An 11,920-nucleotide genomic window follows, 5' to 3' on the forward strand; every position below is an offset into this window, starting at 1 on the left:
TTGTCGAGCGTCGAACCCGAGATCGCTCGGCGAAGCCGCGCATTCTCCTTCTCCATATAGGTCTGTTCCATGACACCGATCTACGACACGCTGCCGCCTTCGTTGCTCCCCTGCGCCAGCACAATCTCCGCTCCACGCAGCTTGCCGATAATCTCTTCCGGGCGGTGCTGCTCGCTCGGCATTCATAACTTTCTTCGGCGTCCCAAAAATCATCAATTTTTGGACCACTCAGAACGGAGCGGATCAGATGCTTCTGGGCGGATTGCTCGCGGCATTAATTGCAAATTCGCGGGTGCCTAATCCATTTTCAGCAAGGTTGGCACGATATTTCATCGCCTCAGCGAATTGATCGGCCGGCGCTGTGAGGGGGCTCGTGCAAAAGATGGATTCCGTATCGTGTCATCGGCCTGACAATCAGGAATACACACGATCGCCTTCTCGCGGCGCGCGCCGCTTTATGAGAAGAGAAGTATTAATTTGAATATTGCTTCTATCTATATCGAATTAACGAAGATATTAGCTATTTTTACTTCATTATGCTAGAAATTAAAACTCATATAATTGAAAGTATTTTTACTTGATCATGGAGGGATTCATTTTCATAATTTATCTCTAAAATGGAGATTGTAATTATGTCTATAAAGCCGCCAAATCTTTCTTCGCTTTCTAAGGCCGTTGCAAACGCGATGACCAAGGATTTCCTGACACTCGCCTGTCGATTGCGCGAGGTTCAAAATCTCGACCCCGATATGTTCCCGCAAGTAATCAAGGTCGCTGGCATCGGTAGGCGCAGGGCTTATGCATTGATTCAGATCGACAATAGCTTCCGAAAATTGGACTTTGATCGAGATCGGCTTTTGGGTGTTGGTTGGGCCAAGGCGGTGATTCTCGCTCGGCATGTTGATCAGCAAAACTGCGATAAACTTCTTGGCTTCGCGGAAGAGCACACCGTCCATGATCTGGCCGTCCTTCTGTCTGGGGGGAAGCTCAACGCCAACCAGCGTGTCGTGCTGCTCTATTTCTCGATCGAGGAATATGAGCTGTTTGAGCAGATGGCTCTTGCCCATGGTGCGACACGTGAAGGGCGCGGTCTCGCTGGCAAGGAGCGGGCCATTATCGACATGATGCGTGCGCTTCGCATGTATATGTCAGCATCGAGAAAGCGATGGTGAGGAATCGAATATGCTGGGAGCGTGCCCAACTTCGTCGCGCGATCAGCTTGAACAAGTGGTTTTCGAGGAAGCTGTCCAGCGTAGCTTTTGAGCCTCGCGCTGAGGGCGCCTGAATCAACGTCCTGCGGCTGCCCCACATGACGATGTGGGAATCTTCGAGCCACCTCATCCGTGATTCCTCCGATTAGTCGTCGAACGGAACCGTCGGCAAGCTAGGGACTTGGGCACGAGCTTGGGCTATTAAACGCTGACAGAAGTTTGGTATTCGTACTTCGCGCCAAACCATCGTTCACTGATATACGGGCGGTAGGTCCTTGGTGAGAGCCGCCACGTCGCACCGTAGGGCGAGGCAGAGCTTGCACAGGATCGAAAAGGACACGTTGCGATCAGCTCGCTCGATTCCGCCCACATAGGAGCGGTCGATATCGGCCATCAAGGCGAGTTCTTCCTGCGACAGGCCGACCTCTTTCCGGCGGCGGCGAATGCGCTTTCCCAGCTCCTTGTTGAAGTCCTCCATACCCCATGGGGTCGTTGAAAATGGGACGGACAGTCCACGGACGATCGTCCGTATTTCTTAACCTTTCGCGGTTATTGGCCTTTCACCTAATCGCTTTGATGGAGGGTTATATGAAGGATTGGAAAGTAGCGGCGGCGATGATCGCGCTTATGGTGAGCGGGACGGCGCAGGCGCAGACAGCCTTTTACTGGCTAGCGCCGGAAGCGCAGCCAGCGGGAGAGGCGAAACGCTATTATCTGCCGATGGGGACGCCACTGATGCTGCGAACCCGGACGCAGGTTTCGACGAAGGACAACAAACCCGGCGATCGCCTCTATCTGGAGGTTGCCGAGAGCGTCTCGTTTCGCGGCCAGATTATCATTCCGATCGGCGCGCCGGTCTTTGCCGAAGTGTCGCGTGTCCAACGCAACGGGCACTTCGGTAAGAAGGGGAAACTCGAAATCCGGCTGATCAGTGCCGAGACGCCCAGCGGCCCGGTGCGGCTGAGCGGCGCCGCCTATGATGAAGGCAAGAGCGGTACCGCGGCATCGGTGGCAACTATGGCCCTTCTTTCCGGGTTGGGTTTCCTGATCCACGGCACCAGCGCAGAATTGGCGCCCGGGACGCCTGTACAGGCATATCTCGCAGAACCGCTGCGATTCACTTGGTATCCTGAAGCTGGATCAAGGGTTGCGATGCAGCAGGCTCGGCCTGATAGTTTCAATGGACCCACTCCCGGGTTTTCGATATCGAGTGCGCCGGATTGATGGCGCACTCGCGCGGCGGGGATATTGGGCCGATCCTGATCGTGGTTCGCGCCCACCTCGGCTAACTCAATGCCATTTGCTGCCAGGTCGTTTATTATAGCCGAGCATCGGCCAATTTCAGCAAGCGGCGTTGACCTGCGCTGACTGAATGGTTTGATTGAGGCAGCGCTACGGTCAAAGGGCTGATTTGTTACTAATCAAGAATGGGGTTTGGCGCATTATTGAATGTGCCGCCGACTAATATGTGGCACGCTCTCATGCTGGTCGTCGGGCGCAATGCGCTAGATTTCCTGGTAGAGACGGCCGTTATTCTGAGGTGCGGTTGATTGAGCCGAAAGTCACCTGATAGCTATCCAGAAGTTTGAGCAACAATCTGTGCTATCCTTTCTGCTGCCCTGCCGTCACCGAACGGATTATGAGCGCGAGCCATGGTATTATAGGCGTCCTCGTCGTCCAAAAGGCGGAATACCTCGGACACGATGCGATTTTTGTCTGTGCCGACTAGGCGTGCAGTGCCCGCCTCGATTCCTTCAGGTCGCTCGGTGGTTTCGCGCATTACCAGCACGGGCTTTCCGAGGGATGGCGCCTCTTCCTGCACGCCGCCACTGTCGGTCAGGACCAGTTCGCTGATCGAAAGCAGCCGGACGAAGTGCGGATAGTCGAGCGGATCGATCAGCGCGACATTGGCAAGGTCGCCCAGAATTGGCTCCATCGCGCTGCGCACATGCGGGTTGGGATGGACGGGAAAGATCACCGCGACGTCGGGTCGTGCCGCGATCCCGGCGATGGCGTCGGCGATTGCCTTCATTCCGTCACCGAAATTCTCGCGCCGGTGCGATGTGACCGCAATGACGCGCTTGCCCGTGAACCGCGCGACCAACGGATCAAGCCCCGCAGCGAGCGACGGATCCTCACCGATCCGCGCCTTGGTCGCGAGCAAGGCGTCGATGACCGTGTTGCCGGTGACGTGGATCCGCCCCGCTGGCAAATTTTCCGCTCGCAGCGCTGCCGCTGCGGTCTCGGTCGGCGCGAAGTGCAAGTCTGCGACTGCGCCCGCGACCTTGCGGTTCACTTCTTCGGGCCAGGGGTGATAGATATTGCCGCTGCGCAGCCCCGCCTCGACATGCCCGACCGGAATTTTCCGGAAATAGGCCGCTAACGTCGCCGCCATGGTCGTCAGCGTGTCGCCGTGAACCAGGATGCGATCCGGCTTTTCCGTGTCGAAGGTCTCGCCAAGCCCGACGACGAGAAGGGCGAGCAGTCCGTCGAGCGTCTGGTTTGCCTGCATGACATCGAGATCGACATCGGGAGTAATCCGCGCAATGTGCAAGACCTGATCCAGCATCTCGCGGTGCTGGGCCGTGACGCACACACGCGCGTCGATGCCGGCCTGGCTTTTCAGCGCGCGGACTACCGGAAACATTTTAATCGCTTCCGGCCGCGTGCCGAAAACTGCCATGACTTTCATTCCGCACGTCTCCTCTGGAAGGCACATGATTCTCGACCCATCGCGGCCGCTCGATAACAAGCGGTTTCAGAACTGCCACCACTAATCCACCACATAATATGGTATGAACTAATCCACCACATAATATGGTATGAAACGACGGCGGCGCGGCGTGTCGTGGGAACGGCGGAATAGGTTGCGCATATATTGTCGTGCCGACCCTGCGCTGCTACCGGCGCGCGGATCGCTTGGTTTCTCAGTTTTCATACAGACCCGAGTTTTTCGCCAAAGGTTTATGTCAACACAATGTTTTGGAAGCGCAGAAATCAGTCCGAGGAACGGCCAGTCACCATCGGTCATGCCGTTCCGTCCGGGCGCCGCGTCTATGCGATCGGAGATATTCACGGTCGGGACGACCTGTTTGGCCGGATCATCGACGTCATCCGCGACGACAATGCATCGAGGCCAAAGGCCGATATGACACTGATCCTGCTGGGCGATCTCGTCGATCGCGGTCCTGCGTCGGCCGAGGTCGTCGAACGCGCGCTCAACCTTCATCGCGAATTTCCAGACACCCGGTTGCTAATAGGCAATCATGAGGAGTGTTTTCTCGCCGCGCTGACCGGCAGCGTCCGCCGGTTGCGCTATTTCATGCGAATCGGCGGCGATGCGACGGTCCGCAGCTATTGGGGAGATGGCGCAAGCCTTGCCGATGCCAGCTTCGAAGATGTCGCAGGGCGGCTGCCCGCGCTGGTTCCGCAATCCCACGTCGATTTTCTGAATCGCGGCGAGGATTGCATCGAGATCGGCGATTATGCGTTCGTTCATGCCGGCATTCGCCCCGGCGTACCGATCGAGCGGCAGTCATTGTCCGACCTACGATGGATTCGCGACGAATTTCTCGATGATCTGGGCGACCATGGAAAGATGATTGTTCACGGGCACAGTATCACCGTAGAGCCGGATGAACAGATCAATCGGATCGGCATCGACGTCGGTGCGTTCCAGAGCGGGCGTCTCGCTGCACTGGGGTTGGAAGGCGACCAGCGCTGGTATCTTTTTGCAGGAGAATGACATCGCGGCGTGGGCGTCGTGCCGCAGGCGCGAGGAGGTCAATTGCCTCATATCGCTTGTCACTCGCTACGTGAGCGTTTAAGCGCCGACCGACGATGAGTCTGGGTAGTGCGATCGACGCTAGCCCCTTTTGATCCAAGAGTTCGATGAACAGAATATCCCTGCCGGCTGGTCCTTTTGCTCCGCAAGCTTGGTTTGCGGTGCGGCATCGAATGCCTCTTCTTTTTTTGGTATTCGTGTTTCTGCTCGGAGGCGGCTCGCGGAGCGACATCGCGTCATTGCCGCTGTTGCGGGGCGCCGCCGTATTGTTCGCTTGCTGGGCGATCACGGGAATGACGCGAGGGAATTGGAGGCGGATTCGCACACCGCTTGTCCTGATTACGCTCCTCATTCTGTGGACGGCCATTCAGCTTGTGCCCTTGCCGCCGGAGACATGGCAGCCGATGCCCGGACGCGAAACGATCGTGGCGATCGACCGGATGCTGGGGCAGCCCGATATCTGGCGCCCAATCTCGCTGACGCCATCGCAGACGTGGAACAGCCTTCTTGCCCTGACTGTGCCACTGGCGGCCGTCTTAGTGGCGGCACGGATGGATGGCGACGATCAGGGGGAAATGATGTTCGCGATCGTCGGCATCGCGACCTTCAGTGCTCTCCTGGGCTTGTTTCAGATTCTGTCTGGTATCGGAAGTGCGGTCTATTTTTATCGAATCACCGACCCCGTCTCGATGGTTGGGTTGTTTGCAAACCGCAACCATCATGCGTTCTTTCTAGCCATCGCGTTGCTTGTCGCCGCGACGCTGTTGCGCGATGAGTTGATGCGCAAGCGACAGCGCAAGATAGTGCAAGTCGGCCTGACCTTTGCCGCGATCATCCTTACGGCCTCGGTCGCGCTGATCGGATCGCGTGCCGGCTTCGCAGCGGGCGTCGTCGCCTTCTGTATCGGTTACGCGGTTGTCGGCATGGCGTGGAGCGCAGGTCAGGCGGAACAGGACGGGCGCCGCCGCGATCGCCGTTCGTCGCTGCCGTTGGCGGCGCGCTGGAAAAAGCTTGTTCTATATGCGCCGCCGGCCCTGCTCATGCTCGTGCTGGGTGTCGTGCTCTGGCTTGGTACCCGGACCAGCGCGGTGGCCCGGTTCATGGGCGAAGGTGTCGCCGACGATCTGCGTGTCCGCGCATGGCCTACGGTGCAATCCATGATTGAAACTTACTGGCTGACAGGCAGCGGCTTCGGTTCGTTTGCCTCCGTTTATAAGATGTTCGAGCCGGATGCGCTGTTGCAGCCCAGTTATTTCAACCATGCTCACAACGACTGGACGGAGGCGCTGCTGACCGGCGGGTTGCCGTTCGTCCTGATCATGCTTGCAACCTTTTTGTGGCTCGGCCGCGCGATCTTGGCGAAGGGGGCGCAGAATTTGATCAAGGGATATCGCGGCGATGTCCGTCTTTTGGTCCTGGCTGTGACGGGGTTGTTGGCAGCAGCTAGCTTCACCGATTATCCGCTGCGCGTTCCTTCGGTTCAGACTGTTTCGATCATGCTGCTGCTTATGATCACTTATTCCCGGGCGGGGCGCGCCGAACGCCAAGTGTCTGGCCGTCGTGACCGTGAGCGTGACTGCGATAGCGGCTTGCGAGCATAGTCTCAGCGTTTATAGCCGTCTCAATTCTCCGGAACTCTGGGATCAATCAACGACATGAAGCACCTTCGTTCAGCGCTCGCTTTCAGCGTCATGTTGCTTGCAGGATGTGGGGGCACTCCGGCGCCCGTCGCCAGCATAGCGAATCCCCCGGTTACCGCATTGACTGAACTTCCGCAGCCTAGCGCCGATGACGGCGTCCGGGCGAGCCGCGTTGCCTTCATTGGCCCCTTCACCGAATTGCGGGTCGAAGTGTTCGGCGTTCCGGACATGCAGCGGGATATCATGACGGACGGCAAAGGCGGTTTTACCTTTCCGCTCGTTGGCGAACTGGACGCTGGCGGTAAGACAACCGACGTGATCGCCGAGGAAATCCGTAGCAAGTTGGCGGGGCGCTACGTTCGCGATCCTCAGGTTACCGTGAACTTTAAATCGCCGACCACGCCTTTTTCACTTCAATCGATGAGCGTCATCGTCGACGGACAGGTCGAGAAATCGGGTGCGTATCCGGTGGTGGGTCGGGTTACGCTGATGCGGGCTGTGGCACTGGCGGGTGGCACGACAGAATATGCCAAGATGGATGATGTCGTGATTTTCCGGACTGTCGAAGGGAAGGAATATGCGGGGCTCTATAATCTGGGCGCGATTCAGCGCGGCAATTATGCCGATCCCGAGGTCTTCCCCAATGACGTCATAATTGTCGGAGATTCGCCGCAGCGGCGGCGAATGCGCGACCTGCTGCAATCGGTGCCGGCATTGCTGTCACCCATCATTCTTTTGGCCAGCGAGTTGAGACGATGAATGCGATTGTGAACGGGCGCGAAGCGATGCCCGGAAACGAGCAGATGGTTGTCGAGCAGGAGGAGGGGCACCACGATTCCTCCCATTTCGGGCTGTCGATCCTCGAGCAGATGGTGATGGTGGTGTTGAACCACCGCTATCTGGTGCTGAGCATCGTCGCCGGCGCGCTGGTGCTTGGCCTGCTCCTTACCTTTATCGCGACGCCGCAATATACATCGACGGCACGCATAGAAATCCTGCCCGACGCGCCGGTTTCGACCTCGGTCGAGGGCCAGCGCGACAGGAGTCTCGTTAACGAGGTTTCCTTTTATAACACCCAATATTCGCTGCTTGAATCCCGTTCGCTCGCGGAGCGGGTCGTGCGAGCGGGCAACTTGACGGCGAACGAAGAGTTCCTCCGCGTTTTCAAACTTGAGAATCCCGAAGGCAATCTGTCGAGTGCGCAGCGCCAGAGCCTGACCACCAATGCCGCGACTGTTCTGCTCGATCGGCTGAAAGTCTCTCCGGTGCGTGCGTCGAGCCTCGTCGATGTCAGTTTCTCGACGCCCTCGCCCGAACTCTCGGCGAAACTCACCGATCTGTGGGTCACCCAGTTCGTGCAGTCGAGTATCGATCGCCGGTTCGCCGCGACGTCTGACGCGCGCAAATATCTGGAAACGCGCCTCGACACGCTGCGCCAGAATCTGGAAACGTCCGAGCGCGGGCTGATCAATTACGCGACCAGTCGCGGGATCGTGACCATCTCGGCGAGGAAAGATGCGAACGGCAACACCGAGTCCGATACGCTGGTCGGGTCCGACATTACGGAAATCAGCCGCGCGCTGGCGCGCGCGCGCGAGCAGCGCATCATCGCGGAGGCCGATCTATCGAGCTCTCTGACGGGCGCCGGTCTTGTCAACGGGCAGGCACTTGCCAGTCTGCGTCAGCGGCGCGCGGACGTCGAGGCGGAACTGGCGCGGTTGCGGACCACCTTTGGAGAAGAATATCCCGCCGTCGTTTCGTTGCGCGCGCAGCTCGCGGCACTGGATCGCAGTCTTTCGGCGGAAATGGGGCGCTCGTCGCAGGGCAACCGCGAGGCCTATAATGCCGCTGTGAAGCGCGAACGCCAGCTTCAATCGGAATTGGACGAACTGACGAACAAATATAATGTCCAGCAGCGCGATTCGATCCAACTCGCAATCCTTCAGCGCGAGGTCGATTCGAACCGCCAACTCTATGACGGCCTTCTTCAGCGCTACAAGGAAATCGGTGCAGCGGGGGTCGGAACGAACAATATCTCGATCGTCGATCGAGCCAAGGTTTCGGCCGTACCGTCCAGCCCCAATCTTCAACTCAACCTCGTCCTTGCACTGTTGCCGGGTTTGATCATCGCGTTCGGTCTTGCTCTCTTCCTTGAAAGGATGGATAGTTCGGTTCGCGATCCGCAGGAAGTCAGCGGGCGCTTCGGCTTGCCGCTTCTGGGCGCGATCCCGGAATCGCTGGGACAGGATGTGGCGGATGCGATCGTCGACAAGAAATCGACGATTTACGAAGCCTATTTCTCTGTCATGACGAACCTGACATTTTTGACAGAGCATGGCGCGCCACGGTCGATCATGCTGACTTCCTCGCGTCCGAAGGAAGGCAAGAGTAACTCGTCGCTCAGCGTGGCGACGGTGCTGGCGGCGACTGGAAAGTCGGTCATTCTCGTCGATGCCGACGTTCGCAATCCGTCGTTAAACCGCTATCTCGACATACCGATGAAGCGCGGGCTCAGCCATTATCTGGCGGGCGACGATCATGTCGACGAGATGATCATGCCGCTGACGAAATTCGGCTTCTCGATCATCACCGCTGGCAAGAAGCCGCCAAATCCCGCCGAGCTGTTGGGCAGTGAACGCCTGGAGCAGCTCATTGAGCAGTTGTTGACCCGCTATGATCACGTGCTGATCGACGCGCCGCCGTTGCTCGGTCTCGCCGATGCGCCGCTGATCGCGCAACGTGTCGAAGGGGTGTTGTTCGTGATCGAAGCGAACGTGACCAAGGGGCGGGCGGTTGCAACTGCGCTCAATCGTTTGCGGATGTCTGGTGCCCGCATTTTCGGTGCCATCGTGACTAAGGTCGGGGCAAAGAACCAAGCCTATGGTTACGGCTATGGTTACGGCTATGGCTATGGCTATGGCAACGATACGAGGGACGAAGATTGACGTTTCGGCGTCAGTCGCAATTTTGGAAATGCCGTGAAGATTTCTAGCATAGCCATATGGGCCATTGCAGTTATGCTGGCAGGCGGGGTTGCGTTGTCGAGCCATGTGATCGCGACCGAGGTGCGCGCGCCGGCAAAATCCTGTGCGACACAGGTGCCGCTCTCACGGGGGGGGTGCGCCAATCTGGCTGCGGCCTCCTATGCGGCGAGGCGTCTCAAGGATCCGGAGACGGGCGTTCTGAAGCAGGAGCGCCAACTGGCTCTGCGCGGCTATCGGGCGGAACCGCTTTCGGCGAGCGCGCTGTCTATCCTGAGCCTTCCGGTCAAAGGGCAAGCCAAGGGCGGGGATCAACAAGCGTTGCTCGAACTTGCGGGCAAGGTGACCCGCCGAAATACGCTTATCAATGCCCAGGCGATCGAAGCGGCCGGGCGCCGCAACGACAAGCAGGCCTTTTTCCGCTGGTTGTCGCGCTCGATGCTCACGAACAACGAAGCGCGTAAATCCTATATCGGGGTCATGGCGCGAGCCACTTCCATGCCCGGAGCCGTCGAGGCGCTGGCGCCGGTGATCGGGGCCGGGCCGAACTGGGCGCCCGATTACTGGCGGAATGTCATCCAGTTTCCGCCCAGCCTTGCCAATGCAGCCGAACTGCGGATCGCGATCACCCGGCCCCCATGGCGCCGGACGTCGATCGGCGAGATGGACGAGCGGTTGGTCCTCGGCCTGGTGCAATATGGTCAATTCGATGAGGCGCTCGCGCTTGCCGACCGGCTGGCGCCGGCAAATTGGCGCGACAAGGCGGGGGCGAACCGACTCATCAACGGGCGCTTTGCGGCGCAACCACATTTCGCGCCGCTGGATTGGGAACTGGCGGCAACCGGAAATCTGGGTGCATCGATCGAACCCGCCAAGAAGCGCGTGCTCATCTCCGCGATCGGCGGGGCGCAGGGAATGACGATGCGGCAACTGGTTCGACTTTCGCCGGGCACTTATGCGCTGCGCTGGACGCTGTCGGACAATCCAGAGATGCAGAAGGACGCCTTGCGTTTCCGGATTTTCTGTGCCGAAGTCGGCGGTGGCGCGCCGTCGGTAATCGTGCCGGCCCTCGTGGGCGCGCAGCAGGCGACTGTGCGGATCGCCAACGAAAAATGCGAATGGCGTTGGCTGTCGCTCGACATTTTCCTTCCTGACGATGCGGCCGGAGTCGATGTCTATCTGAGCGATGTTTCGCTGACGCCGGTGCTGGAGGCGCCGTTAAAAAGCGACGCGGTGATTTCGAGCCGCCTGGCGGATCAGATTTGAGACGGACGGAGATGTGCGTGCCGCAAAAGGTTTTCATTACCGGAACCGCCGGTTTCATCGGTTTTCACTTGGCGCGGCTGTTGCTGGCCGAAGGCTATTCGGTTCATGGCTTTGATGGCATGACCGATTATTATGACGTGCGCCTGAAGCAGCGTCGGCATCAGCATTTGCTGCAAAGCACCTCCTTTGCCGCGACGGAAGCGATGCTCGAAGACCATGAGCGTATGGACGAGGCGATCGACGCCTTCCAACCTGACATCATCATCCATCTCGCGGCTCAGGCCGGCGTAAGATACAGCATCGAGAACCCGCGTGCTTATATAAACAGCAATGTCGTAGGCACGTTCAACATCATGGAGGCGGCACGACGGAACGGGGTCGCGCATCTGCTGATGGCATCAACCTCGTCGGTTTATGGCGCCAATGAAGACATGCCGTTCACCGAGACGGAAAAGGCCGACACGCCGCTTACCATCTATGCCGCGACAAAGAAGGCCAACGAGGCAATGGCGCATTCCTATGCCCATCTCTGGAATCTTCCCACGACGATGTTCCGGTTTTTCACGGTCTATGGCCCATGGGGGCGGCCCGACCTCGCGCTTTACAAGTTCGTTGACGCCATTCTCGATGGGCGGTCGATCGATGTCTATAACCACGGCGACATGTATCGCGATTTTACCTATGTCGACGATCTGGTGCGCGCTATTCGCCTGCTGATCGATGCGGCACCCCGGCGTCCCGCGTCGCCCGCCGACATCGGCGAGGGCGATTCTCTCAGTCCGGTCGCCCCGTTTCGTATCGTCAACATCGGCAACAATGACAAGGTTCGCCTCCTCGACTTTATCGAGGCGATCGAGGACGAACTCGGCATCAAGGCAAAGCGCAACTATATGGATATGCAACCCGGTGATGTCCCGGCGACATGGGCCGATGCGTCGTTGCTCGAACGGCTGACGGGCTATCGACCGCAAACCAGCTATCGCGAAGGCGTGCGGAACTTCATCGGCTGGTATCGCGACTATGCCGGCAAATAGGATC

Annotated in this window: 10 protein-coding genes and 1 pseudogene; 8 read left to right on the plus strand and 3 right to left on the minus strand. The window is 58.5% G+C overall.

What is annotated here, in order from left to right; translation table 11 throughout:
• Positions 1-182: pseudogene (locus SGR02S_RS20555) on the minus strand (IS3 family transposase); the annotation flags it as partial.
• Positions 183-686: 504 nt separating this feature from the next.
• On the opposite strand from SGR02S_RS20555, the gene SGR02S_RS09570 reads away from it, so the two are divergent.
• Positions 687-1,172, plus strand: a complete 486-nt coding sequence (locus SGR02S_RS09570) for a hypothetical protein (RefSeq protein WP_067108520.1) — start codon at positions 687-689, stop codon at positions 1,170-1,172.
• A gap of 289 nt (positions 1,173-1,461) precedes the next feature.
• Here SGR02S_RS09570 and SGR02S_RS09575 read toward each other — a convergent pair whose 3' ends face one another.
• Positions 1,462-1,689 (minus strand): helix-turn-helix domain-containing protein, encoded by a 228-nt coding sequence (locus tag SGR02S_RS09575; protein ID WP_067108523.1) that lies wholly within the window; start codon positions 1,687-1,689, stop codon positions 1,462-1,464.
• Between the two features lie 110 nt (positions 1,690-1,799).
• Between SGR02S_RS09575 and SGR02S_RS09580 the strand changes: the two genes are divergently transcribed.
• Positions 1,800-2,435 carry a hypothetical protein gene (locus SGR02S_RS09580; protein ID WP_156483035.1) on the plus strand — a complete coding sequence of 212 codons (636 nt, stop codon included), beginning with the start codon at positions 1,800-1,802 and terminating at the stop codon, positions 2,433-2,435.
• Positions 2,436-2,784: 349 nt separating this feature from the next.
• Here SGR02S_RS09580 and wecB read toward each other — a convergent pair whose 3' ends face one another.
• Positions 2,785-3,903 carry a non-hydrolyzing UDP-N-acetylglucosamine 2-epimerase gene (wecB, locus tag SGR02S_RS09585; RefSeq protein ID WP_067108529.1) on the minus strand — a complete coding sequence of 373 codons (1,119 nt, stop codon included), beginning with the start codon at positions 3,901-3,903 and terminating at the stop codon, positions 2,785-2,787.
• Between the two features lie 285 nt (positions 3,904-4,188).
• Between wecB and SGR02S_RS09590 the strand changes: the two genes are divergently transcribed.
• The 6 genes from SGR02S_RS09590 (at position 4,189) to SGR02S_RS09615 (ending at position 11,916) form a co-directional block, all read left to right on the plus strand.
• Entirely contained in the window at positions 4,189-4,956 is a 768-nt protein-coding gene (locus SGR02S_RS09590) for a metallophosphoesterase (protein ID WP_067108532.1), read from the plus strand.
• Positions 4,957-5,102: 146 nt separating this feature from the next.
• The gene (locus tag SGR02S_RS09595; RefSeq protein ID WP_082797074.1) at positions 5,103-6,596 is read left to right on the plus strand and encodes an O-antigen ligase family protein; all 1,494 of its coding nucleotides are present in this window, start codon (positions 5,103-5,105) and stop codon (positions 6,594-6,596) included.
• Between the two features lie 54 nt (positions 6,597-6,650).
• On the plus strand, positions 6,651-7,394 hold the full coding sequence (locus SGR02S_RS09600) for a polysaccharide biosynthesis/export family protein (RefSeq protein WP_156483036.1): 744 nt from the start codon (positions 6,651-6,653) through the stop codon (positions 7,392-7,394).
• Between the two features lie 8 nt (positions 7,395-7,402).
• Complete coding sequence (locus tag SGR02S_RS09605; protein ID WP_169799665.1) at positions 7,403-9,580, plus strand: GumC family protein; 2,178 nt, start codon at positions 7,403-7,405, stop codon at positions 9,578-9,580.
• A 33-nt stretch (positions 9,581-9,613) separates the two neighbouring features.
• A complete protein-coding gene (locus tag SGR02S_RS09610) occupies positions 9,614-10,882 on the plus strand; it encodes a hypothetical protein (protein WP_156483037.1) in 1,269 nt (422 codons plus the stop codon).
• Between the two features lie 17 nt (positions 10,883-10,899).
• A complete protein-coding gene (locus tag SGR02S_RS09615; RefSeq protein WP_424538515.1) occupies positions 10,900-11,916 on the plus strand; it encodes a GDP-mannose 4,6-dehydratase in 1,017 nt (338 codons plus the stop codon).
• The last annotated feature ends 4 nt before the right edge of the window (positions 11,917-11,920 follow it).

Source organism: Sphingopyxis granuli NBRC 100800 (assembly GCF_001591045.1).
Lineage (GTDB): Bacteria > Pseudomonadota > Alphaproteobacteria > Sphingomonadales > Sphingomonadaceae > Sphingopyxis > Sphingopyxis granuli.